This window comes from Paraburkholderia phenazinium (assembly GCF_900100735.1).
Lineage (GTDB): Bacteria > Pseudomonadota > Gammaproteobacteria > Burkholderiales > Burkholderiaceae > Paraburkholderia > Paraburkholderia phenazinia.
The window spans coordinates 1-26116 of sequence record NZ_FNCJ01000037.1 but is presented as its reverse complement, the minus strand read 5'-3'; the positions used below and the strand labels follow the sequence as shown (position 1 = coordinate 26116).

25 protein-coding genes and 1 pseudogene are annotated in these 26116 nt (G+C 62.1%); 14 read left to right on the top strand and 12 right to left on the bottom strand.

Translation table 11 applies throughout. The features are described from left to right. Window positions 1-28: 28 nt before the first annotated feature. Window positions 29-181: a hypothetical protein gene (locus BLQ92_RS40365; protein ID WP_176860806.1), complete on the bottom strand. Its 153-nt coding sequence runs from the start codon at window positions 179-181 to the stop codon at window positions 29-31. 272 nt (window positions 182-453) lie between these two features. Here BLQ92_RS40365 and BLQ92_RS38350 point away from each other — a divergent pair, with 272 nt between their 5' ends. Further along, window positions 454-1053, top strand: a complete 600-nt coding sequence (locus BLQ92_RS38350; protein ID WP_090695950.1) for a recombinase family protein — start codon at window positions 454-456, stop codon at window positions 1051-1053. A gap of 671 nt (window positions 1054-1724) precedes the next feature. Here BLQ92_RS38350 and BLQ92_RS38340 read toward each other — a convergent pair. Beyond that, window positions 1725-2321 carry a hypothetical protein gene (locus tag BLQ92_RS38340; RefSeq protein WP_090695948.1) on the bottom strand — a complete coding sequence of 199 codons (597 nt, stop codon included), beginning with the start codon at window positions 2319-2321 and terminating at the stop codon, window positions 1725-1727. 443 nt (window positions 2322-2764) lie between these two features. Beyond that, window positions 2765-3001, bottom strand: coding sequence for a hypothetical protein (locus BLQ92_RS38335; RefSeq protein WP_090695947.1), 237 nt, complete (start codon window positions 2999-3001; stop codon window positions 2765-2767). 644 nt (window positions 3002-3645) lie between these two features. Between BLQ92_RS38335 and BLQ92_RS38330 the strand changes: the two genes are divergently transcribed. Both BLQ92_RS38330 and BLQ92_RS38325 read left to right on the top strand, forming a co-directional pair. Beyond that, window positions 3646-4299 (top strand): DUF2157 domain-containing protein, encoded by a 654-nt coding sequence (locus BLQ92_RS38330; RefSeq protein ID WP_090695946.1) that lies wholly within the window; start codon window positions 3646-3648, stop codon window positions 4297-4299. A gap of 78 nt (window positions 4300-4377) precedes the next feature. Further along, window positions 4378-5085 carry an AbiU2 domain-containing protein gene (locus BLQ92_RS38325; RefSeq protein WP_244896714.1) on the top strand — a complete coding sequence of 236 codons (708 nt, stop codon included), beginning with the start codon at window positions 4378-4380 and terminating at the stop codon, window positions 5083-5085. 249 nt (window positions 5086-5334) lie between these two features. Here BLQ92_RS38325 and BLQ92_RS38320 read toward each other — a convergent pair whose 3' ends face one another. The 5 genes and pseudogenes from BLQ92_RS38320 to dapA all read right to left on the bottom strand — a co-directional run bounded on the left by BLQ92_RS38320 (window position 5335) and on the right by dapA (window position 9632). After that, on the bottom strand, window positions 5335-6579 hold the full coding sequence (locus BLQ92_RS38320) for a tyrosine-type recombinase/integrase (protein ID WP_090695945.1): 1245 nt from the start codon (window positions 6577-6579) through the stop codon (window positions 5335-5337). A 127-nt stretch (window positions 6580-6706) separates the two neighbouring features. After that, a pseudogene (locus tag BLQ92_RS38315) lies at window positions 6707-6970 on the bottom strand (bactofilin family protein); the annotation flags it as partial. Window positions 6971-7074: 104 nt separating this feature from the next. Further along, a complete protein-coding gene (locus BLQ92_RS38310) occupies window positions 7075-7443 on the bottom strand; it encodes a hypothetical protein (RefSeq protein ID WP_090695943.1) in 369 nt (122 codons plus the stop codon). After that, window positions 7436-8401, bottom strand: coding sequence for a M23 family metallopeptidase (locus BLQ92_RS38305; protein ID WP_090695942.1), 966 nt, complete (start codon window positions 8399-8401; stop codon window positions 7436-7438). The genes BLQ92_RS38310 and BLQ92_RS38305 overlap by 8 nt, the downstream gene beginning before the upstream one ends. 373 nt (window positions 8402-8774) lie before the next feature. Next, window positions 8775-9632 carry a 4-hydroxy-tetrahydrodipicolinate synthase gene (dapA, locus tag BLQ92_RS38300; protein ID WP_090695941.1) on the bottom strand — a complete coding sequence of 286 codons (858 nt, stop codon included), beginning with the start codon at window positions 9630-9632 and terminating at the stop codon, window positions 8775-8777. A gap of 338 nt (window positions 9633-9970) precedes the next feature. On the opposite strand from dapA, the gene BLQ92_RS38295 reads away from it, so the two are divergent. From BLQ92_RS38295 to BLQ92_RS38285, 3 genes are all read left to right on the top strand, one after another. After that, the gene (locus tag BLQ92_RS38295) at window positions 9971-11263 is read left to right on the top strand and encodes an aspartate carbamoyltransferase (protein WP_090695940.1); all 1293 of its coding nucleotides are present in this window, start codon (window positions 9971-9973) and stop codon (window positions 11261-11263) included. A 244-nt stretch (window positions 11264-11507) separates the two neighbouring features. Then, a complete protein-coding gene (locus tag BLQ92_RS38290; RefSeq protein ID WP_090695939.1) occupies window positions 11508-11963 on the top strand; it encodes a helix-turn-helix transcriptional regulator in 456 nt (151 codons plus the stop codon). A 2-nt stretch (window positions 11964-11965) separates the two neighbouring features. Further along, a complete protein-coding gene (locus tag BLQ92_RS38285) occupies window positions 11966-13297 on the top strand; it encodes a type II toxin-antitoxin system HipA family toxin (RefSeq protein WP_090695938.1) in 1332 nt (443 codons plus the stop codon). Between the two features lie 9 nt (window positions 13298-13306). Here BLQ92_RS38285 and BLQ92_RS38280 read toward each other — a convergent pair whose 3' ends face one another. After that, window positions 13307-14401, bottom strand: a complete 1095-nt coding sequence (locus BLQ92_RS38280) for a zinc-binding dehydrogenase (RefSeq protein WP_090695937.1) — start codon at window positions 14399-14401, stop codon at window positions 13307-13309. 92 nt (window positions 14402-14493) lie between these two features. Between BLQ92_RS38280 and BLQ92_RS38275 the strand changes: the two genes are divergently transcribed. From BLQ92_RS38275 to BLQ92_RS40360, 7 genes are all read left to right on the top strand, one after another. Next, complete coding sequence (locus BLQ92_RS38275) at window positions 14494-15405, top strand: LysR family transcriptional regulator (RefSeq protein WP_090695936.1); 912 nt, start codon at window positions 14494-14496, stop codon at window positions 15403-15405. A 221-nt stretch (window positions 15406-15626) separates the two neighbouring features. After that, window positions 15627-16331, top strand: coding sequence for a 2Fe-2S iron-sulfur cluster-binding protein (locus BLQ92_RS38270; RefSeq protein WP_090695935.1), 705 nt, complete (start codon window positions 15627-15629; stop codon window positions 16329-16331). Between the two features lie 12 nt (window positions 16332-16343). Further along, window positions 16344-17345, top strand: a complete 1002-nt coding sequence (locus BLQ92_RS38265; RefSeq protein ID WP_090695934.1) for an FAD binding domain-containing protein — start codon at window positions 16344-16346, stop codon at window positions 17343-17345. Next, window positions 17342-19576 carry a xanthine dehydrogenase family protein molybdopterin-binding subunit gene (locus BLQ92_RS38260; protein WP_090695933.1) on the top strand — a complete coding sequence of 745 codons (2235 nt, stop codon included), beginning with the start codon at window positions 17342-17344 and terminating at the stop codon, window positions 19574-19576. Before BLQ92_RS38265 ends, BLQ92_RS38260 begins: the two co-directional genes overlap by 4 nt. Window positions 19577-19740: 164 nt before the next feature. Next, window positions 19741-20328, top strand: a complete 588-nt coding sequence (locus BLQ92_RS38255) for a nucleotidyltransferase family protein (RefSeq protein ID WP_090695932.1) — start codon at window positions 19741-19743, stop codon at window positions 20326-20328. A gap of 231 nt (window positions 20329-20559) precedes the next feature. Then, a complete protein-coding gene (locus BLQ92_RS38250; RefSeq protein ID WP_090695931.1) occupies window positions 20560-21282 on the top strand; it encodes a PIG-L family deacetylase in 723 nt (240 codons plus the stop codon). Between the two features lie 16 nt (window positions 21283-21298). Further along, window positions 21299-21439 carry a hypothetical protein gene (locus tag BLQ92_RS40360; protein WP_171029522.1) on the top strand — a complete coding sequence of 47 codons (141 nt, stop codon included), beginning with the start codon at window positions 21299-21301 and terminating at the stop codon, window positions 21437-21439. Window positions 21440-21519: 80 nt separating this feature from the next. Here the strand turns inward: BLQ92_RS40360 and BLQ92_RS38245 are convergent, their stop codons facing one another. The 3 genes from BLQ92_RS38245 to aepX are packed head-to-tail and all read right to left on the bottom strand — an operon-like array spanning window position 21520 to window position 25453. Next, window positions 21520-22587: a 2-aminoethylphosphonate aminotransferase gene (locus tag BLQ92_RS38245; protein ID WP_090695930.1), complete on the bottom strand. Its 1068-nt coding sequence runs from the start codon at window positions 22585-22587 to the stop codon at window positions 21520-21522. Then, the gene (gene aepY, locus BLQ92_RS38240; RefSeq protein ID WP_090695929.1) at window positions 22587-23762 is read right to left on the bottom strand and encodes a phosphonopyruvate decarboxylase; all 1176 of its coding nucleotides are present in this window, start codon (window positions 23760-23762) and stop codon (window positions 22587-22589) included. Before aepY ends, BLQ92_RS38245 begins: the two co-directional genes overlap by 1 nt. Next, the gene (aepX, locus tag BLQ92_RS38235) at window positions 23759-25453 is read right to left on the bottom strand and encodes a phosphoenolpyruvate mutase (protein ID WP_090695928.1); all 1695 of its coding nucleotides are present in this window, start codon (window positions 25451-25453) and stop codon (window positions 23759-23761) included. The genes aepY and aepX overlap by 4 nt, the downstream gene beginning before the upstream one ends. A gap of 170 nt (window positions 25454-25623) precedes the next feature. On the opposite strand from aepX, the gene BLQ92_RS39760 reads away from it, so the two are divergent. After that, window positions 25624-25920, top strand: coding sequence for a hypothetical protein (locus BLQ92_RS39760; protein WP_143016674.1), 297 nt, complete (start codon window positions 25624-25626; stop codon window positions 25918-25920). Window positions 25921-26116: the final 196 nt, after the last annotated feature.

Below are 26116 nucleotides of genomic sequence, written 5' to 3'. Positions count from 1 at the left end.
CGTGTTCGGCACAGTTTGCCGAACCGCGTCAACGCGATTTAGTTTTCGTTTTAGGTTTCGCCGTTGTCGCGCCTCTGCGCCCGGACAGGTCCGAAGCCGCCACTTCTTTTTCTTTTTTCGAGGACTTCGAATCGCGCAGAATCTTCGCTGCGTCTGACGCGGCTTTTTTGCCTGTTGCCATGGTGGCCTCTCAGAATATTTTTTTCGGTCGGTTCTACCGACTCGAGATAATCGTATGTCCTTACGCCGAGATTGACAAGGAACATCGACCGATTGGCAAACACGAATGAGCACTCCGTCGACACCCTCGCCGACTAGCGCACGGTGATGGCTCATTTCGGTACACCGTAACGGACCACGCGCAGGGGCGCAGCAGACTGGATCAATAGGATTAACCGTATTTTCGATCCATGATAGAATTGATCTATCAACTCTATTGATCCAGATTGAGTCATGAGAAAACTGTACTACGGCAGGATATCGACCACGGACGGCCAGACCGCCGCGAGCCAATACGAAGACGCCAGAACCCACGGCGTGGGTGATGCCGACATTTTCGTAGACGAGGGCGTGAGCGGCTACCACGTGGCCCCTGATGAGAGGGAGCAGTGGCGAAGAGTCGAGCACGATCTACGGCACGGCGGCGTCCTGATCGTGCGCTGGTTGGACCGGATCAGCCGCCGTTACGACGAGTTGCACCGGACCATGCGTCGGCTTATGGACTTAGGCGTGCGGGTTGAATGCACCCTCAATGGCATGACGTTCGACGGGAGAGAGAAAGACCCAATTCAGAAGGCGACGCGGGACGCCGTGCTGGCGTTCATGGCGGCTCAGGGGGAAGCCGACTACAAGAACCGCGCGGAGATGCAGCGCCGGGGCGTGGCGATCGCAAAAGCGGCGGGCAAATACGCGGGCCGCGCTCGCACACACGATTACGCCGCGATTAGCGCATGGAGAGCGGAGAACGGGGCGAGCATTCGTGAGACTGCCGAGAAATTTAGTGTCGGGACGGCAACGGTCAAGCGTGCATGCGCCGAGGGCGCAGCGTCATAGCAAATGCAAAACGCCGCCTCGGCATCAGTGGCACCTACCGTTCCTTTCGCGCATACCCATTCCGAACGGCCGGATTGGTGTTGATGAACGAGTTGAGCCCCCGCCCATTGGTCGCCAATTGCTTCATATGATCAACGTTTCGAGCACCCGTCCTCGCATAGGTATACAGGTAGCGCGCCGCATCCGAAAAGACAACCCATATGAAGTCAAATCCTATTTCGTAGAAGACGACGCCAGAATCCCCGTTGAGATTTTTGTACCGTTCCATCGTTTGCACCTTTGTCGAGTTGTACAAAGCTAAATGTTGACTGCTTTGCTTTATCACCACGTAAGAGCGTTCTGCGCTGACCTTCGTCCGACCGTGGACCGGGATTGTCCTTGAGAAATTGAATGACCAATGACCGACATCGGAGAGAGGTTGAAGGTGTGAGAACAACAGAAAGTGAATTCGTGGCGTGACAAGGGCTATAGCTGGCTACAGCCCTTGTGCGTACAATGGTGACCGCAGTTGAAGCGCAACCTTCACTGCGGGCGGTCAGGTCTTCTGATGGTCTCTTTCATCACCGATCCTTTCCGCTTGATCAGGCCGACAAGCTCGGCTGTCCGTGTCGGACGCTGTTGCAATGAAGGGCCGGACGGTCGCACGTTCGGCCCTTCGCCTTTCTGATGATTCATGCCTTTGCCTGCGCCAAGGTTTGGATAAATGCACACAAACGGTCGGCCTCATCTTTGGTCATATCGATCGGGATGACAACCTGAGCCAAGTGGCCGGGCCGAAGAGGAAAGGGCAAAGCTAGGTTCGCGCCAGTTGAAGTCCCGCCGATGGTCTTCGGTGCGCCGTGTTCAACCTCGGGCTTTGGCTGCTCCGGCGTTGCCACTGCGGTTGATGCTCCTGTGGCCTGCCCCAAGTTGACAGTCAGCTTTTTCCGCTGCTCCTGTTTTTCACTCTTGCCATTGGTTAATCCTCGCGACGGTGACTTGTAATTGCTGGGGTCGGTCTTGTAGCTGACGTATTGTTGAATTGCTGCAGCTACGCGCTTTTCATACGCTTTCAGTGAGTCCGGTGAGAGCTCCCCAGGGTGCTGATTGTTGTATCGCAGTACCTGCGACCTCACGTCGATCTTCCGCACGTCTTCGTCGTTGGCAATATCGCCCAGCAGTTTCTTCACCGCCGCCTTCCAGCTATTGCCGGTGTTGACGTTCACCAAGCCCTTGCTCGTGATCATGTCAACGAACTGAAAAAGGCCAGCCTTGTTAAAGTCATCCATCTAGCATCTCCATTCTGGATTGGATTGTTATCTTGGATAATACAGGCAATTCAGATCGAATGGATAATATTTTTCGGCCGTTTGTCCAGATGGGATCGAGTGCTTTCGACCAGGAATGAGCCCGCTATTTGCGAGATTGTTGCAGTGCCGCAACATGCGTTATGACCAAACACCATGATTCTTGCGTAACCGCCGCCCTCGCGAGGGCGGCGCAGGGGGAAATCGATTTGTAGAGCCGCCGGGAGAAGCAGGCGCAGCACAGCGACTACGAAGGTGGGGGAAGATCGAGGGCGCAGGGCACTCGTATGACTGCGGGGGGATCAAAGTGTGGCGAGTCGAGATGGTTCGAGTATCCCGGAAGCGATCGACAAATTCGGTGTGAGGCCAACTACCGGGAAGCGGACCTAGATCGACGCCGCGACAGGATTCGCATAGTTTCCCAATTACCACTGCTTGCCCGTTCGGATTTCCTCGGCTATGCGCCGCATCTCAGCGTCGGCCACTCGCCATTCAGCATCAGCGGCGCCTAGTTCGTCTAGATCATCCGTAGCCGGTTGCCCGGAGCCATGTGGGCGAAACTGCTTGGTGACGTTGATGAACGCTTTTTGCCTACGCTCAAACGCTTGGCGTTCTCGCTCAAGTGCCGCCTGTTCTTCGCCGCGTCGCTCTTCGGGGGACATCGCCACCTCCTGTCAAACACATACCGCTAACCATCAAAATACCACGGTGTGCACGCCCTGCCTTGGACGCCGCGCCGGAACCGGCAAAAAATCGGACGTTTCCCTACCATCGCTGGAACCCGACGCGTCAGCATCGCTCGGCGTGGGACCAAGGAGTGGACACTCGGACGAAGCACATATGCGACAAGCTGCGGTAGTACAATCAACGCAAAGAAATCAGGGCCGGGGGGCTTCGTGAATGGAGATTTCCCAAAGTGGATCAACAATTTGGCGACCATCGCCACAATTGCTGGCTTTCTTATCACTCTCTACGTTTCGTGGTCAGTTCGTTCAATACGAATCTCATACAGGCAACGGGCAAGACTTCCCGAGCTGTCGCACGATCTTTCGTCCACGGGCTCTCAGTTAAGCCGGAACCTAAGTTCTTCAAGCATCGACAGGCATAACGCGCACGTTCAGCTGCGCAACACGCGCGCGCACGGGATCATCAACGATCATCCGGAGCGTGCCGTAGAGTACCTAAGTTTCCTGAGCATGCTTGCCAGGTCGCTTGAGCGGACGCAGCTTGCCTGATCATAAGAGGGACACAAGGCGACAAATGCACTGATGATCCTTGGAAGTAATGGACAAAGACTTCGTAAATTATGAAAGCTAAAGAAACATTCTCCTTATTCGACAGCCTTGATTGCCGGTTTCCGCCTACGCCGCTATATCGCCCGGACCTAGAGCAAATCATCGAGATCGGCATCCGACGCGGACTGGAAGTCACAATCGCTGACGGTGCGGCTGAATTCGATGACCTTGACGATGTGAAGGAGAACAGGGGCGAGCGGATCAAGGAGTTGAGACTAAGTTTCTCGAAAGAGTCGGCATTTTTTAAATCGCTCAGTTTGAAGATCGGCGATGGAGGCATGAAGTTAAGCTGCTCCAACGATGACGAGCTTATACCCGCCTGGCACGAGATGCAGCGCGCGATCAAGAAGCATGTCCCCTACTACGCTCGCTATGCGAGTCCATCGTCATGGCTACTCGTCACCCTTGGTGTGATCGCGCTCGTCGGCTATGTTAACTGGCCGCCACATGGAACCCCTGCGCGGTTCGTGCTTGTCCTGACACCACTGATGCTCATGTTTTGGTCCATGTTTTATCTGAAGGCGAACAGGGTCATATATCTACAGAAAAAACACGAAGTGAAAGGATTGCTCGACCGGTATGGAGAAAAGCTTGTCTTCGCCATTGTCGGCGCAGCACTCGCCGTTGTGGGTCAGATAGTTGTCAAGATATATCTGGGGAAGTAATACCCCGTGTGCGAAATACACCGAGCATCGCGAGCAACGATCAAATAGATCAAGCACAACGACATGGAGACGCACGGAATGGACTTTGATGAAGAACTTGAGCAGATGAAAGTTGCGGTGAAAGCGGCCGAAGACGAAATAATGCAGGCGGTCATGTTCCATGAGAGCTGGAAGCCGACCGCATACGATGAAGAACTTCAGGTGCGAATGGGGAATTCATACGCCACCCACACATTTCACATAGTACGGCACGCACTTCGACGCGAGATGCTCTTGGCGCTCATGCGAATTTGGGATACGAACAAACAGGCACTTCGAATGAGTGCCATTGCTGACAAACTGAGGAATGACGAATTCTTCGACGATCTTGTGGCCGTCCGGGCCAAAAGCAGAGGTTCATCAACGATCGATATGAGGGAAGCACTTGAGTCGAAGAGGGATAAGGTCATTGAACTGGTTCGAAAGTATTCAGAGAACGGTGACGGTTTCGCAGTATTCCAGAGGGTCAAGACACTGCGCCACGAACAACTGGCGCATCGACAGATAGGCCCGACAAAGATGAAGCCGACAAATGCGGATGGCGCAAATGTCCCTGACAAGGAAATTGAAGTCTTCCACAACGACACTGCTGAGATTGTTCGGCTGTTACTTAGCGTGGTACACGCTACCGCGTTTGATATTGCTTCGGATGGCGCAGGGGTCTACGAACACCACGCCAAGTTCTTTTGGGCGGCAGCGCGCGGAGAACGGACTGAGGGGCATCCAAACTACATGCCACCGGCCTGACGAGGCAGTCGAAACGTCATCTGGCCAGTTAAGTTAAGGTCATTCGCCCGAGGGCGAACATGCATAGCACCGAAAAAGCAAAAAGCATGCTCTACTCGGAAGTCAGCGGCTCCGATCAGGGCCGTACCGCTGCTTTCCTCGCACGTTACTGCCAGAAAGTCGAGCGATGCGCCGAGTTGACGGTGCAAGCGATAATGGACTGGCAAGCGTTCGACGAGGCGGCGAGGCCAGATGAAAAGCGCGGGCGCATCATTCCCCGTCGCGCTCCGACTCGGCGTCACCATTAGTAGCCAAACCAGCCGCCTGCATCATCGCAGTAGCGGCCGTCTCCATCGAATTTCGAACAGGCTCCATCCAGAGACGCGCATAGATCGCCGTCGTCGCCGTCGACTTGTGATTTAGCGAACGACCGATCACCGAGAGATTTGCACCAGTCCCCGCTTGCCACGATCCCATCGTTCGACGAAGATCATGCAAGCGTAGATCGGCAATGCCAGCCGCGTCACGAACGCTATTCCACGCTTTGGTCGGCGCAACAAGATGCCCCGTTTTGCCGCATCCCGGGAAGACGAACGGCGAGTCCGCACATTCAGCGGATTTTTTCCGTGCTACGAGCACTGAAACAGCGTCCGGTACGAGCGGCACCGACTGCGGCGTCCCGTTCTTCGTATCAGGAATGCGCCATTCCGCCCGCTCCAAATTCACCTGATCCCAGCGCATCGCCATTACATTGCCTCGACGCGCCCCGGTTAGCAGGCTCATCAAAATAAAGTCGCGTATCGTGGTATTCGGATACGCCATCAGATGCTCGAAGAACTTCGGCAATTCGTCCGGCTGGAGGAAGCGGTCGCGACTCACCTCGCTATGCTTGCGAATACCGTGGCAGGGGTTTAGTTGGTTCCAAATGCCCCACTCGATCGCCTTGCCGAAAACACCGCTGACGAGCGCGAGCACGCGGTTTGCCATGACCTTATGGTCCTTACCGATCTTCGCAAACAGTTGAGCAACCGTCGCTTTCCTGATTTCCGAGAGTTGCCGCGCAGCGAGGTTCATACCGCCGACATTGCTCGCAAGGTATTTGTCGAATTTCTGTTTGTCCGTGATGGCCGTTTTCTTGTGCGGCAGCGCATGATTCTTGTAATACTGATCGAACAGATCGCCAAAGGTCATCTCGGCGCGCCGTTCGCGCTTGAGTTCCGCTGGGTTCGTCCCACTCGCGATATCGGCATTCAGCATCGTCGCCGCCGTGCGTGCCTTGTCGACGGTTAGATCGGGATATCGACCGATCTTGATCCGCTCCGGCTTACCGTTAACTTTCCTGTATAGGACGAAGGTCTTGACGCCCGAAGCGCCGACGCCGATCGCCAAGCCGCCCACCTTCGTATCGTAATAATATTTCCAACCCTTCTCCGGCGGCGGAAGCACCTCTATCGCAGCTTTCGTGAAGTTCACGGGTTTCTTTTCCGCTCGTTCCTTCTTTTCGCCATCAGCCATTCTTGCTACCCCTTTGCTACCACGCATGTCGATTTCTGTTGATCAAAAAAATCTTGGTAAGGGTTAATTTACATCAAATCAATGACTTGATATCGACATTTATTTTCATTGATGTTTAGAATTCGCCGACGAAGTGATCGGCGATCACGTCGCCGACGATCTTGCCGTTCACCACCACGTCATAGCCATGCACATTGCCCTCGATCGAGCCGCGATCGCTCAGCACGAGCAAGGTCTGCGCGCCCGGCTTGCCGGTGACGTTACCGCACACATGGCCGTCCATCCGCAGGCCTTCGCTGAATTCGAGGTCGCCGGTCAGGCGCACGTCGTGGGCGATCAGGGTAGCGAGCTTGGTGTGCTGGATGCTCGCGGCTTTCTTCTTGCTGAACATAAATAATCTCTAACGGAAAAGGGAAACGTTCGTCGCTTGCTGCATGGCCGGGCGACGAGCCGGCTTGAGTCATCCGCGCTGCGCAGCGCTCGCAGCGGCGAGTGTCAGCGGCGCTTCTGGCTTTGGCCGCGCAGAAACAGCAATTCGGTGTTCAGGCGGCTGACTTCGGCGGCCGAGGCGTCGGCCGCCTTTTGCACGGCCGCCCGGGCGGTGGACTCCTGCGCGAGCGCAAGCCGCGTGCGTTCGAGTTCGGCTTGCACGCCGTCCGGTGAGACCGTCAGGCTTGCGCATTGCGCCGGCAGGATGGCGTGTTGCGAGGCGTACCAGCCCATCCCCGCCGCACCCAGCGCCACGCCGCAGACCGCCACGCCTGCCCAGAGCGCGATACGAACGGAGCGCGAGCGCACCGGCTGCAGCGCATAGGTACGCTGCGTGAGACCGCCCGCAGCGCGGGCCGAACGAAGATCAACCATGAGGATTGGCGCCGAACAGCGCGAGGTAAGCAGTCGGATCGACCGGGGCGCCGTTCACCAGCACTTCGAAATGCAAATGCGGTCCGGTCGAACGCCCCGTGCTGCCGATGTCGGCCACGTGCTGCTGTGGCAGCACCAGTTCGCCTTCATGCACGAGGATGCGCGAGGCGTGACCGTAGCGCGTAATGAGACCATTACCGTGGTCGATTTCAATCGCGTTGCCGTAGCCGCCTTTCGGTCCCGCGAAGATCACGCGGCCGCCGGCTGCGGCGAGAATGGGCGTCCCGGTCGTCGCCACCAGATCGACGCCGGGGTGAAAACTGAGCCGATGCGTGAACGGATCGATGCGGTTGCCGAACGGCGAGCCGAAGCGTGCGCCCTCGGCCGGCATCCGGCCGGGAAAGGCGCTGAGCGCCACTTCGTGCAGGTCCGTTTCGTGTTCGAGTGCGGAAAGCGTGGCGTTCATGCAATCGAGTTGCTGCTGGGTCGAAGCGGCATCGCCGCGCGAGGGCCGCGCATTGAGTTCCACACAGGGCCGCGGCGGCAACGACGGACCGCCTTCGCCGTCCGCGTCGGCAGTGTCCTGATCGGCCGGATTCCCCCCATTAGCAGGCACGCGCGGCAGCGCCTTCGGCGTGTTCAAACGGGCGTCGAAATTGCGCAGGCTGCCGACCTGGCTCGTCAAGCGTTCGATGCGTGGCTCGATCTGCGCCAGGGTGGCGTTCAGCTTGCCGAGCTGATCAATTGCGTAGTCGTGTTCGAGGCGATGCTCGACCCGGTTGCTGAGTCCTGCGGCGTCGCGCGCGGGCAGATGGAAGCCAAGCGCGACGCCTGCCGCGAGCGACACCACCGAGGCGCCAAGCCCCGCCGCAATCGCCATCGTCAGCGCCCTACGCCGGGTGACAAAGCGGATCTCGCCGCTGCTGAGTTGGCTGCCGGCACCGAGGATCGACGACATCAACGACTCTCGCAGCGCGGCGCGTAGCGCAGCGCGGACTCGCCACGGCGCGCCTGGGCGCCGCTGGTGAATGGGACGGGAGACAAATCGACAGCGAAGGGACTAACCGGCATGCAGCGTAAGTCGGACAACTGCCGACGTAGGATGAAAGACAAGGGCGCAAATTATCCGCTCTCATCGCCAGGCCGCATCTCAAATTCGGACGCATCCACGGCGAGGCGAACCCACGCGTTGAAGCAGAACATGCTGGGATGTTCTGCTTCAACGCGTCTTGGGAACCCACAGGTCTTCGACGGGGCGTTTTACGCGCTCCCAGCCAGCCCATATTGAACAGGATTACGAATCAACCAGTCTCGCCGTGGCGGTCTTGCGTTCAAGCTGCCAGCAGTTGGCGCAGACGTTCGTGCAGTTCGTCCGACGCAGGGGTCATCGGCGCGCGCAGTTCGTCGCGGATCAATCCAAGGCCCGCCAGCGCCGCCTTCACCGGACCCGGATTCGGCTCCGAACACAGCGTCCGGATCAGCGGAGCGAGCTCATGAAAAATCGCTCTTCCGTCTTCGAGCCGCCCTTCGGCCAGCGCACGGTACAGCGCCACGAAGCGCTTCGGTTGCACATGCGCCGAGGCCGCAATCGCGCCGCTGCCGCCCATACATAGCGTGTTGAACAGATTGATGTCGTCCCCGGCCAGCACCTGCAGGCGGCCATCGAGAATCAGCGTGAGTGTCGTGTCGAGCGAGCCGGCACAGTCCTTGATGGCCTGGATCCGCGGGTGCGCGGCGAGCGTCAGCAGCGTCGCGAGTTCGAGACGCACGCCGGTGCGGTACGGAATGTCGTACAGCACGACCGGCTTGCTGCTGAGATCGGCCAGCGTAGTGAAGTGCTCGATCAGACCCGCTTGCGAAGGCCGGATGTAGTACGGCGCCGAAATCAGCACGCCCGCTACCGGCAGCTCGTTCAACTGCGCGATGCGCAAGCGCAGACTCGCGCTGTGATTGCCGGCCACGCCCGCCAGCACCGGCAGCGCGCCTGCCTCGGCAAGGATAGTCGCCAGTACCGCATCCTGCTCGGCGGCCTCGAGCGCCGCTGGTTCGCCGGTGGTGCCGAGCGCGACCAGACCCGCCACTCCGGCCTCGGCATAGAAGTGCACGAGCCGCCGCAGCGCGGCGTGATCGACGACGCCGTCGGCGAACGGCGTGATGACAGGAACCCAGATACCCGAAAAAATAGACATGACTTAACCTCGAACGCGACCGTATCGATTCCGTTCAGCGTGGCGAGGAAGGGGTCAAAAGCGGGAAGGTAAAACGCGGGCCCGGGTGACTGTTCCGTCGCAACATCTGACGGAACAGCAGGCTCCGGTCAGATGAGCAGCTGTTTTTGGGCTTTGGCGCTAGCGGCCGCGCAGGCAGACGCCACGCTCGCGGGGGCGAGGCGGGTTGCGGTTGAGCGGAGCAGGTGGCCAGTTTCCATGGCGAGCAGTGTAACACCAGTCGCAAAATTGCTTGACTTCTCCTGCCGCCGATCTAATATACGCACCGCGTACACTAACCCGACATAAAGGTGACCGGCATGAGCGTTCCGCAACAAGCCTTCCTCCGCGACGCCATGCGCCGCCTCAACATGACCCGCGACACCTTCGCCAGCCGCATCGGCGTGTCGCGCCGGGCCTTGGACACGTGGCTGCTGCCCGACGACTCGCAGGAATCGCGGGCCATGCCGGAGATCGTCGAGCGCTTCGTGTCGGAAATCGTGGTACACGGCGAACCCGGCGAAAACTATACGCAAAGCGTAGATTCGCAGTCGCTCGCCAGCCAGATGCTGTTTGAAGGCAAGCCGCAACTGCTGTCGGTCGACCAGTTCTCGCGCGATTCCGTTGAGGCTCTCTTCCGGGTGGCGGACATCATGCAACCCATCGCCCGGCGCCGCAAAATCTCCCGCGTGCTGGAAGGCGCGGTGCTCGGCAACCTGTTCTTCGAGGCCAGCACCCGCACGCGCGTGAGCTTCGGCGCGGCGTTCTGCCGGCTCGGCGGTTCCGTGTGCGACACCACCGGTTTCACGTTCTCGTCGATGGCCAAGGGCGAGTCGATCTACGACACAAGCCGCGTGATGAGCGGCTATGTGGACGCCCTCGTGATCCGCCATCCGGAGCAAGGCTCGGTGGCCGAATTCGCGCGCGCCACCAACGTGCCAGTCATCAACGGCGGCGACGGTCCCGGCGAGCATCCGAGCCAGGCGCTGCTGGACCTCTACACGATCCAGCGCGAATTTTCGCGCCTCGGCAAGATTGTCGACGGCTCGCATATCGCGCTGGTCGGCGATCTCAAGTACGGCCGTACCGTGCACTCGCTGGTCAAGCTGCTGGCGCTGTATCGGGGCATCAAGTTCACGCTGATCTCGCCGCCGTCGCTGGAAATGCCGAGCTATATCGTCGAGCAGATCTCGCGCAACGATCACGTGATCGAGCAGACCCATGACCTGAAGGCCGGCCTGCGCGGCGCCGACGTGGTGTACGCCACGCGTATCCAGAAAGAGCGTTTTGCGGACGAGTCGTTCGAAGGCTATACGCCCGACTTCCAGATCAACCAGGCGCTGGTGGACAGCGTGTGCGGGCTCGATACGCTGATCATGCACCCGCTGCCGCGCGATAGCCGGCCGGGCGCGAACGACCTGAGCGTCGATCTGAACCACGATTCGCGTCTGGCCATCTTCCGCCAGACCGACAACGGCATCCCGGTGCGGATGGCGATTTTCGCGGTGCTGCTCGGCGTCGAAAAGCTCGTCCAGCATTCGATGCGCGATGCGGCCTGGCGCCCGCCCGTGTACCTCGGCCCGGACGACGCGGTGTTTCACGGGATCGATTGAGCGGGATGAGGGGCGGCGTGAACGCGCCGCCCATGTAATCTGACCGGTCCTCCGTGACCTCGGTTTGCCCCATATCTCCTCCACGAAAGTCTTGGCCTGATTCTCCTGATAGGGTGCGCCGATACAAGCTATTTGCTGTATCTGGCATTTACAGCCTATTTACTGTATTTGACGAATACAACAAATATACTGTTTTTGCCATTTACAGCGTATATTCTGTTTTTCGCGCTCACCGGAGATCGTCGTGGACTATCCCGTCAAAACCCCCCACCAACTGCGCCCGCTCCTCGTGGGATTCCGCAAGGCGGCGGGTCTCACACAGGCTCAGGTGGCGGCCCGTCTGGGGATCACCCAGCAAACCTACGCCCAGCTAGAGGCGAAGCCCGAATCCACCAGCCTGGATCGGCTATTCCACATCTTGAAGATACTCAGGGTCAGCATCGTTCTGACCTTGCCGTCGTCGGGCCCAGCGCTGCGCGAAGGCGGCATTCGCGGGCGTGCCCGAATTGTCGAAGCACCGGTCGCAGCCAAGCCAGGCGCCGCGAAAAAACGCGGGACCACCGCGCAAGTCAAGCCGGCAATAGGAGCGGAGAGCGACGCCGCACCGCGCGGTCGCGGTCAAGCAGCGCCGAAACCGGCCACCAAGACGCAAAAGGGAGCCATCGGCGGCGCTGCCCCCAGGAAGCGGGAGGACTGGTAACGATGGGCCGCCGTGCACACACCAAAAGCCTGAACCTTTGGATGAACGGCCTGCCCGTCGGAACCTGGGAAACCACCAGAGACGGGGAGAAGCTCACCTACTTCGAAGACTGGATTGCGGACGAACAAGGGCGCCCCCTTTCGCTTTCGCTGCCTTTTACAGCCGGCAATCAGCCCTACCGGGGAAAGGTGGTGTCGGACTATTTCGATAACCTGTTGCCCGACAGCAGGGCGATCCGTGAGCGTATTGCCGGACGCTACAAAACTGGCGGCACGTCGCCCTTCGAGTTGTTGGCAACGGTGGGCCGCGACTGCGTGGGTGCGCTCCAGATGCTGCCGCCCGACGAAACCCCGGACGATCTCGAGCAGATCCGCGCTCGCCCACTGAACGAGGCAGACGTCGCCGCTCTGCTGCGTGAAATAACCGCCCCGCCCGTGCCGGGCCAGCACGAGCCCATCGACGACCTGCGCCTGTCGATCGCCGGCGCGCAGGAAAAAACCGCGCTTCTGTGGCACGACGGCCAGTGGCTCCTTCCGGAAGGCAGTACACCCACTACACACATCCTCAAACTACCGCTTGGGCTGGTTGGAAACATGCGCGCCGACATGCGCACTTCCGTAGAAAACGAGTGGCTGTGCTCGAAGATCGTGGCCGCGTATGGCTTGCCTACCGCCAATTGCGACATCGCCACCTTCGAAGACCAGAAAGTGCTCGTCGTCGAGCGCTTCGATCGGCGGTTCTCGAGTGACCATTCCTGGATCCTGCGGCTTCCCCAGGAGGATATGTGCCAGGCGACCGGTACGCCCGCGGCGGCGAAATATGAATCAGACGGCGGCCCAGGCATCCAGAAGGTGATGGAAGTGCTGGCCGGCTCCGAACAGGCAACGCTCGACCAGCGCAATTTCTTCATGACGCAGATGGTTTTCTGGATGCTCGCCGCGACCGACGGTCACGCGAAGAATTTCAGCATCGCGCACCTGAAGTCGAACCGCTACGAGGCCACCCCGCTCTATGACGTTCTGTCTGCGCACCCGATCATCGGCAATGGCGCGAACCGGCTACCTGCGCGCCGGGTCAAGCTTGCCATGGCGGTACGGGGCAAGAACGCCCACTACCTGATCAATGAAATCCGCCGCAGTCACTGGATTGCCCAGGGCCAACGCGTGACGTTGGCCCCGGCCGATGTCGAAGAGATGATCGCGACCTTGACGGAGATGACAGAGGAAGTCGTAGCAACGGTAGGGGCGCTGTTGCCGGCCGGCTTCCCGCAAGACGTATCCGACGCGATTTTTGCCGGCATGCTGCGCCAAAGCGCAAAGCTCGCCGACCAGTAAGCGCCTGCATCAGCCCCAGGCATGTCCCGCAGCAGAGTCGGAGTCCACCACCGTGCATTGCAGCCCCGCCATCTCCCCGGCAGCATCGATCGCCTCCTCCAGACCGGCGAACGAGTACGACTTCAACTCCACCGCATCGAGCGAAATCTGCCCTGAGGCGACCAACGCCACCAGCGCCAGATAGTCAGCACGCGTGTACATGAAGTGGCCGATCAACTCCCAGTTGTTCAGCAGCATCTCCTGATAGGGAATCGGCAAGTCCACCTGCATGCTGCCCATCAGCACCAGCCGGCCACCCCGGCGCAAGCTGCGCAAGGCAGCGAGCGTCGCGTGCGGATCGGTGGCCTGGCCGACCATATCGAAGGCGAGATCCGCACCTCCACCGGAGGCGGCGCGAATCGCCGCCACGTCTTGCGCGACCTCGCCGGACAGCAGGACCGGCACCACCCGCCCGCGCCCCAGTCCGACGAGCGCCTGCAGCGGCTCGGCCCGTCTGCCGAGCGCCACCACCTGGCTCGCGCCCATGGCGAGCGCTGCCAGCACTGCCGCCGAGCCGAAGTAACCACTCGCGCCGTTCACCACCACCGTCTCGCCAGCGGCTAGCCGGCCGCGCCGCAGGCCGCCGAACGGCACCACGAGCTTGGCGAGCACGGCAAGCCGCGCGGAATCCTTGCTGTCGAGACCGTCCAGCGCAATCAGCGTCGCCGCCGGAAATTCGGCCAGCTCGCGCCATGTGCCGTGCGGGAACTCGGCCAGCAGCGCACCGCTGTCGGCGCTGATGGCCGTCAGGCCGAGCAGCGCCTGCGCCGGTTCGCGCACGGTTTCGTCCGCGACCCAGTACGGATTCACGGCCACGCGTTGGCCCACCCGGAACGCCACCACGCCCTCGCCGAGCGCTTCCACCCGGCCCACGCCATTGGTACCCGGCGAAAACGGTCCCGGCGGATACGCATACGGCAGCTTGCCTTCGAGGTAGCTGCGCGTGTAGCTGAGAAGCGGCACCGCTTCCATACGCACCAGCACCGCCCCACGGCGCGGCTGCGGTTGTGCGACCTCGCGCAGGGCGAGCGGTTGACCAGGTTGATCGAGCATCCAGGCTTTCATGTCTGACTCCAGAGAAGAGGTTGTGTGACGCTTGAACTCTAGCGACCGGCTACGTATTCTTGAAATCAATTACTGGAATGCGACCCATCAATATGATTGATCTCCGCGGCATCGACCTGAACCTGCTGGTGTCGCTCGATGCCTTGCTCGCCGAGTCCAACGTCACCCGCGCCGCCGAGCGTCTGCATCTGACCCAGCCGGCCGTTTCGACGCAGCTTGCGCGGCTGCGGCAGATCTTCGGCGACCCGCTGCTGATCCCCGCCGAAACCGGCCGCGGCATGACGCGCAGCGCGCGGGCGCTGGCTTTGATGGAGCCGTTGCATGCGGCGCTGAAGAACCTCGAAGTGGTGGTGCGTCATCAGCCGGCCTTCGATCCGCACAAGGACACGCGTCGCTTCGTGATCGCCGCCAACGACAACGGCACCTCCGTGCTCGGGCTGCCGTTGATGGAACGGCTGCCGCAACTCGCCGGCCCCGGCGTGCGGCTTGCGTTTATCGTCGCCGACCAGCCATCGACAGCGGAGCGCCTCGAACGCGGCGAGATCGATCTGCTGATCGGTTCGGAGCGGATGGTGCCGGCCACCATGCGAGCCCGCAAACTGTTCGACGACCAATTCGTCGTGGTTCAGCGCAAAGGGCACCCGCGCGGCACCGCGCCGCTCGATCTGGACACCTACTGCGCGCTCGACCATGTGCTGGCATCGACCAGCGGTGGCAGCTTTCACGGCTTCATGGACGAGCATCTCGATGCGCTCGGTCGCACGCGGCGGGTCGCGCTGTCGGTGCAGCATTTCACGCTGGTGCCCGAATTGCTGACACATACCGACTACGTCTCCACGCTGCCCTCACGTTTCGCCGCCCGCCATCGGGACCGGCTCGACGTCTTCGATTTGCCCTTCGAAGCGCGCGGCTTCACGGCGTTCGCCGCGTGGCACCCGCGCAATCACGCCGATCCGGCGCTCGTGTGGCTGCGCGAGACTTTGATTGCTTTGGCCTCGACGTAGGGGGCCGTCTGGAAGTCCGCTGTATTGCACAAAACTGTGTTTCCTTTTGACCCGGTAAGCGGCGCCCGAACTTGTCTTACATTGGAGGCATGTGAAACGCACCCTGCCGCCGTGCGCGGTCGGGGCATTGAAATTGCTGGCTGATTCGTTGTAGGCGAATGCATCGGACTACCGATGTGTCGCAGGTGTGCAGCGACCTTTCATGGAGCAAACAGAACGTTATGTCCAGGAATCGAGTCCCTCCGGGTTCGGGCGAAGAACCCGACACCATCCCCGCACAACCCTCGCGGCGGCGCTTCCTGCAATCCGCCGCCGCGGCCGCGACCGTCGGGGTAGCGCCGCACGTGCATGCGCAGACCCAACCGGCAGCCGCAACACCGGCTCAAGCACGCGCGCCCGAGCCGCCGCGGCCGGTCACGCTCGACATCAACGGCCGTGCTTATACGTTGCAACTGGAGCCACGCGTGACGCTGCTCGACGCGCTGCGCGAATACGCCGGCCTGATGGGCACCAAGAAGGGCTGCGACCGCGGACAATGCGGCGCGTGCACCGTGCTGATCGACGGGCGGCGCGTCAATTCGTGCCTCACGCTAGCGGTGATGCATGAAGGCGAAACCATCACGACCGTCGAAGGCCTCGCCAGCAACGGCGTGCTGAGTCCAATCCAGCGCGCCTTCGTCGAACACGACGCGTTTCAGTGCGGCTACTGTACGCCCGGGCAGCTCTGTTCCGCGACAGCGCTGCTCAACGAGTTCAATAGCGGCACCGCCAGCACCGTCACCGCCGACGTCCGCACCCGCCCACCGCAACTCTCCGACGACGAAATCCGCGAACGCATGAGCGGCAATATCTGCCGCTGCGGTGCGTACGCCAACATCGTCGCCGCCGTGCGCAGCGTGCACGGCGGCAATTCCGGCAACGCCTGACGGAGCACCGGCATGGACGCGATCTCCTACGAACGCGCTGTGGATGTCAGCAGCGCGCTGCGCGCGGCGCAGCAACCCGGCACGATGTTTATCGGTGGCGGCACCAATCTGCTGGATCTGATGAAAGGCGGCGTGGAGCACCCCGTGCACCTCGTCGATATCACCCGTCTGCGCGGGCTCGACACCATCGGTACGCTGCCTGACGGCGGCCTGCGCATCGGCGCGCTGGTGCGCAATAGCGATGCGGCCAATCATGCGCTGGTGCGCGAGCAATATCCGCTGCTCTCACAGGCCTTTTTATCGGGCGCCTCGCCGCAGTTGCGCAACATGGCAACGGTCGGCGGCAACCTGATGCAGCGCACCCGTTGCGGCTACTTCTACGACACGGCCTTCACGCAATGCAACAAGCGCCAGCCAGGCAGCGGCTGCGCCTCGATAGAAGGACAAAACCGCACCCACGCGATTCTCGGCGCCAGCTCTCAATGTGTCGCCGTGAATCCCTCGGATATGAGCGTGGCGCTCGCGGCGCTCGACGCCGTAGTGCGCGTGAGCAGCCTGCGTGGCGAACGCACGATTCCGATCGCGGAGTTTCACCGCCTGCCCGCCGATCGTCCGGAGGTGGATACGACGCTGCAACCCGGCGAACTGATCACGGCGGTCGACCTGCCGCCCCTGCTGTTTAGCGAGCACTCCCACTACCTGAAAGTGCGCGACCGTGCGAGTTACGCGTTTGCGCTCGTCTCGGTCGCCGCGGCCCTGCAAATGGACGGCAATACGGTGAAGACCGCGCATATCGCGTTAGGCGGCGTCGCTCATAAGCCGTGGCGCGCGAGCATCGCGGAGCAGATGCTGAACGGACGGCCCCTCACCGATGCCACGCTGCGCGAAGCCGCCGCGGCCGCCATGGGCGAGGCGCAGCCGCTCAGCGGCAACCGCTTCAAGGTGCTGCTCGCGCAACGCTCGATCGTGCGCGCGGTGAATCAGGCCGCTGGCCGCACGGGAGGTGTCGTATGAACCTGAATGCCCCACTGGTCGGTCAACCGATGGACCGCACCGACGGCCTCCTGAAAGTCACCGGCGAGGCCCGCTACGCGGCGGAATTCGGCGAGGCGCGCATTGCGCACGCGGTGCTCGTGACAAGCACGATTTCGAGCGGCAGCATTGCGTCGATCGACACGAGCCGCGCGCAAGCCATGCCTGGCGTGCTGCTGGTCATGACCTATCAGAACGCGCCGCGCCTGCCCAACGGCGGGCGTCCGCCGCTGGCGCCACCGGCCACCCGTCATCTGTCGCTGTTGCAAAACAATCAGATCAATTACAGCAACGAACCGGTCGCAGTGGTGGTCGCCGACACGCTCGAACGCGCCACCGACGCAGCGCAGCAACTGCGCATCGTCTATCAAACGACGCCCGGCGTGCACGACTTCACCAGCGCCAAGGCAAACGCGCATGCGCCGATCAGCCCGCAGGGCCGCCAGACCGACACGCAGCGCGGCGACTTCGAGGCGGGCCTCGCCAGCGGCAACGTGCACATCGACGCCGTCTATACGACACCGATCGAACATCACAACCCCATGGAACCGCACGCCACCATGGCGCATTGGGATGGCCCGCAACTGACGCTGTACGACGCCACCCAGGGTGTGAGCGGTACCCGTAACGCCGTGGCGAAAGCGCTCGGCGTCTCGCCCGACGACGTGCGCGTGATCTCGCCGTTCATCGGCGGAGGGTTCGGCGGCAAGGGCTCGTCCTGGTCGCATGTGATGCTCTGTGCGATGGCCGCGAAGCAGACCGGACGTCCGGTGCGCCTCGTCTTGACGCGCCCGCAGATGTTCGGTTCGGTCGGCGCGCGGCCGCGTACCGAGCAGCATTTCGTACTCGCCGCGCGCCACGACGGCACGCTCACCGCGATGCGCCACGACAGCATCTCCAACACATCGATGTTCGAGGACTGGACCGAGACCTGCTGCATGGTCACGCGCATGCTCTACGCCGTGCCGAATCAGGTGACGACACACCGCCTCGTACAGTTGAACCTGGGTACGCCCACATTTATGCGTGCGCCTGGCGAAACCACCGGCTCGTTCGCGCTCGAATCCGCGATGGACGAGCTCGCGTGGGCGCTCAAGATGGACCCCGTCGCGCTGCGGCTGAAGAACTATGCCGAAGTGGATCCGCAGGAGAACAAGCCGCTTTCGAGCAAGGCACTACGTCAGTGCTATGAGATTGGCGCCGAGAAAATCGGCTGGTCGCGGCGTACCTCGACGCCGCGTTCGATGCGCGCCGGCAACACGCTGATTGGCCTCGGCATGGCAACCGCTACGTATCCTGCCAACCGCAGCCCAGCCGCGGCGATTGCGCGCATCCTGCCCGACGGAACCGCGATGGTCGCCTCCGGTACGCAGGATCTCGGCACCGGCACCTACACGGTGATGACCCAGGTGTGCGCCGACGCGCTCGGCTTCCCACCCGACAAAATCCATTTCGCACTGGGCGATTCGACCCTGCCGGCGGCGCCCGGCTCGGGCGGCTCGCAATCGGCCGCGAGCGTGTCGCCGGCGGTACACGATGCCTGCGTGCAGGTGCGAAACCGGTTGGTCTCGCTCGCGGTGGCCGACAACGCCTCGCCGCTGCACGGCATGGATTCGTCCGATGTAAGCGTAGAGAACGGCTGGGTGGTGAGCCGCTCGAATCCATCGCTGCGCGACCCCGCAGCCGCGATTCTCGCGCGCGCCGGCGGCCAGCCCATCGAGGCCGTGGTGAGCGTGAAGCCCGGCCAGGAGCGCACTGAATATTCGCTGCATTCGTTTGGCGCGGTGTTCGTCGAGGTACACGTGGATGCGGATCTCGGCACGATCCGGGTGCCGCGCATCGTAGGCGTGTACGACGTCGGCCGGGTTCTCAATCAGAAGACCGCGCGCAGCCAGATGATGGGGGGCATGGTGTGGGGCGTGGGCGCCGCCTTCGAAGAAGACACGTTGCTCGATGAGCGCTATGGCCGCTTCGTCAATATGAATCTCGCCGAGTATCACGTGCCGGTGAATGCGGACATTGGCACGCTCGACGTCAGTTTTATCGACGAGCCCGATCCGCACATCAACTCTCTTGGGGTGCGGGGGATTGGCGAGATTGGCCTGACCGGCGTCGTGGCCGCGCTGGCGAACGCGGTCTATCACGCCACCGGCGTGCGGGTGCGCGATCTGCCGATCACGCTGGACAAGGTGCTCACGCCGATACGGGTTTGACGCGGTCAGCCTGGACCTGGTGAGGCGTGACCTGTGAGGTCTTCCAAAAGAGGATGGCGAGGATGGCGGGATTGAGCGGTATGGCGCATTCGTGCTGACATTGGTGCTTGCCTGCTCGCCCGTTGCGCCGCACAATCGGCTCATCCCCTCTTCAGGTGCCGCCCATGGCCTACGCCTCGCTCGCCACCGGCGTGCTGCTTGCAGCCGGCTACGGGTCGCGATTCGATCCGGCCGGTCTGCACAACAAACTGCTCGCCCGCATGCCGGACGGCGGCATCGTCGCCCATGAGGCCGCCCATCGCCTCTTGCTGGTAGTGAGCCGCGTGCTGGCCGTGGTGAGACCCGGCTCGGAGGCGCTGGCCCACATGCTCAACGAAGCCGGTTGCGACGTGGTGTTCTCCACCGACGCCGAACGCGGCATGGGAGCGAGCCTCGCCGCCGGCATCGACGCGAGCGCCGACTCGGAAGGCTGGATCGTCGCGCTCGCCGATATGCCGCGCATTGCGGTCTCCACCGTGGAAGCGGTAGCACGCACGCTCGACGGCGGCGCATCGATCGTGGTGCCGTTCTATCAAGGCCAACGCGGACACCCGGTCGGCTTCGGCCCCGAGCACCGCGACGCTCTGCGGGAACTCGACGGCGACACCGGTGCGCGCGCCTTGCTCGCTGCTCACCAGGTCGCGCGACTCGATCTCGACGATCCGGGCATTCTGCGCGACGTCGATACTCCGGAGGATTTGCGCGAGGTGTGAGCGCGGCGCCCCTCGCCCGCTTCAGGTGAGCAGCCACGCGAAGAGCGTGCGCCAAGCAAAGGGGACCGCTTACGGAACGCCTCGTGGAAACCTTGGCGAGCAGGCACAGGCTTTGCGGAGAGGCGGAGGTCCCGCGCAAGCCGCGCCAATTCCGACTAAGCTGAGGTGACGCATTTCCGTCGGCATGCCGGATACGGCGTGCCACGCCTCCGCGAACCTATAGCGACTCCCATGAGCGAAACCAGTCCGCGTCTCTTTGTTGTCTCGCCCCATTTCGACGACGCCGTGTTCAGTTGCGGCGCGTTGCTCGCCACCCATCCCGACGCGGTAGTCTGCACCGTCTTCGCGGCGGCGCCCGAGCCGGATATGCAAACTGAATGGGATCTCAAGGCCGGTTTCACCAGCGCGCATGAATCGGTCAATGCGCGCACGCTGGAAGACAACTGTGCGCTCGAGTTGCTCGACGCGGTGCCGGTGAGGATGCCGTTTCGCGACAGCCAGTATCTCGACTCGCCGTCGATCGGCAAGCTGGCGGCCGCGCTCGAAGAAACCATCTACCGCTCGACCGCCAACACACTGGTGATGCCGCTCGGGCTGCACCACGGCGACCATGCGCTGGTCTACGACGCGTGCTGCGAAATCCTGCCACGGCTGTCGCATCTGACGTGGTTTGCCTACGAGGATGCGATCCACCGTCGCCAGCCGGGCGTGGTCGAGGCGCGCCTCGCGGATCTGGCGCAGCGCGGCATTCGGGCGACGCCGGCGCATCCGTCGGTCGATCACAGGATCGATGCCGAACGTCAGGCGCTTTTAAAGCGCGAGGCGGTCTATGCTTATGAGAGCCAGTTACGCGCGTTCGGGCCGCATGGCTACGAGGATGTGTTTCGCGCCGAGCACTACTGGCAGTTGAGCGTATCCCGCGCAGCGGGGCGCCGCACCCCTCCCGCGAGGTGACGTCATGATTTGCCGCATGCATACCACTCCGATCCCAGACCCGCTTGCGGACCCGACGCGCGATCCGGAGGGCGAACCGTTCGTGCCGCCCTCGCCGGGCCATCACAACGACGAGCCGCAACGGCCGGAGGGGCCGCCGGACAAAGATCCGGTGTAAACCGCCATGCCAGGCATTCGACGCGTGCTGCGCGGCGCCACCAGGCGGTTGGCGAACGCTCGGGCAGCACGCGGCATGCGTTAACGCATCAGCTCGGTAAAGCCTTGCAGCAGACGGTCGACATCCGCAGGATGGATGTTGCCCATGGTCGAGATGCGGAACAGTTCCGCCGACAGGCCGCCTTGCCCTGCGTAGATGACAAAACCGCGCGCCTTCAGCGCATCGTGCAGTTGCACATAGCTGATGCCGGCGGGCAGCCGGTAGGCACGCAACACCACCGACGACTGCTCAGGCGGCAGCACGCTCTCCATGCCGCGCGCAGCCAGGCCCGCGCGAGCCTGCTCGGCCAGCGCGGCATAGCGCGCGTGACGCGCCTTCCAGCCACCTTCGTCGTCGAGCTCACGCAACGCCTCGACAAGCGCGTAGTAGGCATGCACCGACGGCGTAAACGGCGTATTGCGCTGATCCTGCAGCTTGGCGAGACGCCCCAGGTCCAGGTAGTAGGTACGGCTCGCCGCATGCGCCAGCGCTTCGCGCCGCACCACCACAAACGACGCACCCGGCACGCCGTGCAGGCATTTGTTGGCGGTCGCCGCCACTGCCGCGATGGTGCTATCGGCGAAGTCGATCGCTTCGGCGGCGAAACTACTGACGCCATCCACCAGCAAACGCACGCCGCGCGCGCGGCAAACCGCAGCCAATGCCTGCAGATCGTTCAGGCGGCCGGTAGTGGTCTCGTGATGAATCACCGCCACGTGCGTAAAGCCCTCGCCGGCGTCGAGACGCGCAGCAATCCGCTCGAGGTCGGGCGCCTGCATCCAGTCGTGCTTGAGCGACTCGTGCGCAATGCGGTACTGGCTGGCAATCTGCGTGATGCGCTCGCCGTACACACCGTTCTCGATCACCAGCAGCTTGCCGTTCTCCGGCACGAGACCCGCGATCATGCTTTCGACGGCGGCGGTGCCCGAACCGGTCATCAGCACGGCTTGCCATTCGGCGGGGTCGAGCTGATAGATCTGCAACAGACGCGTGCGTGCTTCTTCCTGCAGATCGAAAAACTCGCTCTCACGATGGCACAGGTCCGGTTGCAGCAGACTCTGGCGCACGCGCTCAGTCAACGTCACCGGGCCGGGGTTGAGCAACAGCATCATTGGGCTCCTTGAGCAGTGCCGATATGGCGCATCAGGCGCGTCTTCACATCGGGCGGAGTAATGGTGGGACGCGGCAAGCCATCGGGTGTGCCGCGACGGATCGCGAGGCGCACGAAACGCGGACCGTTCAGTTGCGGCGCGGCGAGCACTTCGTCGAGCACGGCCAGATCGTCGCTTTCGACCGCCGACGCGTAGCCGCAAGCAGCCGCGACGCCGGCAAACGACACTTGCGCGGAAACCGTCGCCTGGCCGCCGGTCGAATCGTGCGCGCCGTTGTCGAGCAGGACGTGCGTCAGATTGGCCGGGCCATACGCGCCGAGGGTGGCGAATGCGCCCATGCGCATCAGCGCGGCGCCATCGCCATCGATAGCGACCACGTGCAGGTCGGGACGCGTGAGCGCGAGACCCAGCGCGAACGGCGTCAGGCAACCCATCGAGCCGACCATGTACAACTGGTTCGGGCGGTCGTCGAGCGCGTACAGCTCACGGCCGCAAAAACCGGTGGATGCCAGCACCACGGTCGAATCAGACGGCGTGTGCGCGATCACGCGCTGCAAGGCGGCCTGACGCGACGGCAAAGCATCCGCCGCCAAACCGCGCCACTGCGCTTGCGGCGCGCTCGGCGTGCGGCGTGCTGCGCTGTCGCCCTGCTTCAACTCGTAGGGCGCGACGCTGCCCTTCTGCATGACGAGCGCATACGGACGACCGGTTTCGTCCATATGAGCGGTCGCACGATCGAGCGCCGGACCGATGGCGTCGGCTTCCGTCGGGAAGGTCTCCCAAGGAATCTCCATGGTGTCGAGCATCGCGGGCGTGACCGGTCCCATGAGCGCATGCTGCGGCTCGTCGGCGACGCCCGGCTGGCCGCGCCAGGTGACGATCAGCAATTGCGGCAGACGGAACGTCCAGGTGAGCGACGTCAGCGGACTGACGGCATTGCCGAGGCCCGAGTTCTGCATCATCGTGACGCCGCGGCGGCCATTCTGTGCGCCGAGCGTGACGCCGGCGATCAGGGCAACCGCATCGCCCTCATTGGCCGCCGAGACGTAATGCAGCGACGGGTCCTGCAGCACGTAGTTGATAAACGGCGTGAGGTACGAGCACGGCACGCCGGCATACCAGTCGAAGCCACGCGCGCGCGCCGCTTCGACAAACTGTGCAGCCTCGATCATTGCGCCTCTCCGCCAGCGGCGAGCGGCGTTTGCGCGTGGGCGAAATCGCCGGCCCGGCGGAAGTCGTCCAGATCGTTGACGCCGCGCCAGTGACCGTGCACGTATTGCACTTCGATTGCCTCACCGGTATCGATCAGCGCGTTGAGCAACGTGGGCATATCGAGCTTGTCGAAATCCGGACGCGTACGCAACGTGGTGAGCACAGCTTGCAGACGCTCACGGCCCTCGCCGCGCACGTTCAACAGACCGACCCAGCGGCCGTCCGGCTGCCTGGCATCGTTCGAGCCTTCCTGTTGCCACTCGCTCGAGACGCGCTTTAGCAGCACCTTGTTGCCGAACAGACCGCGATCGTCCGGCGCCGAGCACCATGCGAAATCGCGCACGCTGCGATTGACCGACTCGGTCGGCGACGAATCGACCACGACGCTGAACGGCGCTTCGCTTTCGACCAGATCGCGCACGATATAGCTGCGGAACAGCAGGTCGCCGTAGGAGATCACGGTATCCGACTTGAGCGCATCGACGGCGCAAGCGAGCGACGCCAGCTCGCCGGTTTCCGCATGACGTTCGTTGACGACCAGCTTGATGCCGGCGGTTTCGATGGCATCGGCGCGATAGCCGCCGACCACGGTGATGTCGTTGACGCCCTGCTTCTTGAACGCATCGACGAGCCAGCGCAGGAGCGGCTTGCCGGCGATCGGCAGCATGACCTTGGGGCGATCCGCGGTGACGGCTTCGAGGCCGGCGCCACGGCTGGCGGCGAGCACGACGGCCGAAGCCGAGGCGCGCGAAGCCGACAGATAGCGGTTTTCGGCTTCCGAGTACTCGTCGGCGTCCTGCAGACGGAAGATCTCGTTGACCGAGGCGATACGGTCTTCGACATCGACGAGCGTCTCGCTGGCGTGAATTTCCTTGGCGACGGCCTGCATGGCCGAGGTCGAGGCGCGGATCAGATGATTCGCCCAGATGACGGTGCTGATACCGGCTTCGCGGAACACTTCGGTGGGCGTGCTGTAGTACTTGGTCGGCACGATCACGAGCGGACCACGGCCGGCCCATTCGCGGGCGAATTCGAGAATCTCGTCGGGGCGCGACAGCTTGCTGTGAATCAGGATCGCGTCGGCGCCAGCCTGACGATAGGCCTCGGCGCGGCGCAGCGCTTCGTCCATGCCCCAGCCGGCGATGAGCGCCTCGACGCGTGCGACGATGGAGAAGTCTTCGTCGGTCTGAGAATCTTTACCGGCTTTGATCTTGCCGCAGAACTCGTCCATTTCAGCGAGCGGCTGGCGTTCCCCGTTGATGAAGCTATTGGTTTTGGGGAACTGCTTGTCCTCGATACAAACGCCGGCGATGCCACGTTGTTCGAGCTTGCGCACGAGCCGGCGAACGTTGTTGAAGTTGCCGTAGCCGGTATCGCCATCGAGGAGGATGGGGAGATCGCTGGCGTCGGCCATGAATTCGAGGTTATCGACGACCTGGGTCCAGCTGGCTTCGTTGTTGTCGCGCACGCCGAACTGGGCGGAGATGGCAAGCCCGGAGGCCCAGATGGCCTTGAAGCCGGCTTCGCGGACGATACGGGCGGAGAGGCCGTTGTGGGCCTCCATCATGAATTCGAGCTGGGTGCTGGTGAGCATTTGGCGCAGACGGCTGCTGCGCGAGGCGGAGACGAAAGCGGGTTCGCGGGCGTTCATGTTCGGGGATGCTCCTGCGTGGCTAAATGCGCGGCGGTTTTTTGTTTGCCGCAGGCGCTTGGTTCGGGGTTTTCAATGGGCTTGCGGCCACGGGATGGTCATGGTTGTTTCATGACTGCGTCACTCGTGTGTGCGTTGGGCCGGCATCTGAAAAAAAGTGACTATAGCGGATGGCGGGGGTTTTCGCTTTTTTGCTGTACTTATTTGGCGATTTTTGCGGAAATGTGGTGTTTGTTGCACTTCATATTTTGGGTTTGGGTTTTCTTTTTTTTGGCTCCGCCGGGGTTGGTTTTTATTTTTTGTTTATGGTTTGGTTTGGGGTTTTTGTTGGTTTTATTATGGTGTTGGCCTTTCCTTGCTTTCTTATCGGTCTATTAGCTTCGCCCCTGTGCGGGGCGGCACTTACTTTCTTTGCCGCCGCAAAGAAAGTAAGCAAAGAAAGCGGGCTGAAAACCGCTAGCTTTTAGGTGTCCACCACTTGAATTAACCCGGAGTGGTCCGAAGACAAGATCCTCTCTCGCATTTTCCGCGTTAGTGACACAGCGCTCATTCATCCCGCCCGCACACTACGTGCGCGGCGGTTCGGTCACTCATGGGGATTGCCTGCCTCTCGTGAAAAATGGCCTCCGCAGTCCAAATGCGCCTATGCCAACGTAAACCTGA

Coding starts and splice junctions, on each gene's coding strand:
- BLQ92_RS40365 (WP_176860806.1), bottom strand. CDS start 181: ATGGCAACAGGCAAAAAAGCCGCGTCAGACGCAGCGAAGATTCTGCGC.
- BLQ92_RS38350 (WP_090695950.1), top strand. CDS start 454: ATGAGAAAACTGTACTACGGCAGGATATCGACCACGGACGGCCAGACC.
- BLQ92_RS38340 (WP_090695948.1), bottom strand. CDS start 2,321: ATGGATGACTTTAACAAGGCTGGCCTTTTTCAGTTCGTTGACATGATC.
- BLQ92_RS38335 (WP_090695947.1), bottom strand. CDS start 3,001: ATGTCCCCCGAAGAGCGACGCGGCGAAGAACAGGCGGCACTTGAGCGA.
- BLQ92_RS38330 (WP_090695946.1), top strand. CDS start 3,646: ATGAAAGCTAAAGAAACATTCTCCTTATTCGACAGCCTTGATTGCCGG.
- BLQ92_RS38325 (WP_244896714.1), top strand. CDS start 4,378: ATGGACTTTGATGAAGAACTTGAGCAGATGAAAGTTGCGGTGAAAGCG.
- BLQ92_RS38320 (WP_090695945.1), bottom strand. CDS start 6,579: ATGGCTGATGGCGAAAAGAAGGAACGAGCGGAAAAGAAACCCGTGAAC.
- BLQ92_RS38310 (WP_090695943.1), bottom strand. CDS start 7,443: ATGGTTGATCTTCGTTCGGCCCGCGCTGCGGGCGGTCTCACGCAGCGT.
- BLQ92_RS38305 (WP_090695942.1), bottom strand. CDS start 8,401: ATGTCGTCGATCCTCGGTGCCGGCAGCCAACTCAGCAGCGGCGAGATC.
- dapA (WP_090695941.1), bottom strand. CDS start 9,632: ATGTCTATTTTTTCGGGTATCTGGGTTCCTGTCATCACGCCGTTCGCC.
- BLQ92_RS38295 (WP_090695940.1), top strand. CDS start 9,971: ATGAGCGTTCCGCAACAAGCCTTCCTCCGCGACGCCATGCGCCGCCTC.
- BLQ92_RS38285 (WP_090695938.1), top strand. CDS start 11,966: ATGGGCCGCCGTGCACACACCAAAAGCCTGAACCTTTGGATGAACGGC.
- BLQ92_RS38280 (WP_090695937.1), bottom strand. CDS start 14,401: ATGAAAGCCTGGATGCTCGATCAACCTGGTCAACCGCTCGCCCTGCGC.
- BLQ92_RS38275 (WP_090695936.1), top strand. CDS start 14,494: ATGATTGATCTCCGCGGCATCGACCTGAACCTGCTGGTGTCGCTCGAT.
- BLQ92_RS38270 (WP_090695935.1), top strand. CDS start 15,627: ATGTCCAGGAATCGAGTCCCTCCGGGTTCGGGCGAAGAACCCGACACC.
- BLQ92_RS38265 (WP_090695934.1), top strand. CDS start 16,344: ATGGACGCGATCTCCTACGAACGCGCTGTGGATGTCAGCAGCGCGCTG.
- BLQ92_RS38260 (WP_090695933.1), top strand. CDS start 17,342: ATGAACCTGAATGCCCCACTGGTCGGTCAACCGATGGACCGCACCGAC.
- BLQ92_RS38255 (WP_090695932.1), top strand. CDS start 19,741: ATGGCCTACGCCTCGCTCGCCACCGGCGTGCTGCTTGCAGCCGGCTAC.
- BLQ92_RS38250 (WP_090695931.1), top strand. CDS start 20,560: ATGAGCGAAACCAGTCCGCGTCTCTTTGTTGTCTCGCCCCATTTCGAC.
- BLQ92_RS40360 (WP_171029522.1), top strand. CDS start 21,299: ATGCATACCACTCCGATCCCAGACCCGCTTGCGGACCCGACGCGCGAT.
- BLQ92_RS38245 (WP_090695930.1), bottom strand. CDS start 22,587: ATGCTGTTGCTCAACCCCGGCCCGGTGACGTTGACTGAGCGCGTGCGC.
- aepY (WP_090695929.1), bottom strand. CDS start 23,762: ATGATCGAGGCTGCACAGTTTGTCGAAGCGGCGCGCGCGCGTGGCTTC.
- aepX (WP_090695928.1), bottom strand. CDS start 25,453: ATGAACGCCCGCGAACCCGCTTTCGTCTCCGCCTCGCGCAGCAGCCGT.
- BLQ92_RS39760 (WP_143016674.1), top strand. CDS start 25,624: ATGGCGGGGGTTTTCGCTTTTTTGCTGTACTTATTTGGCGATTTTTGC.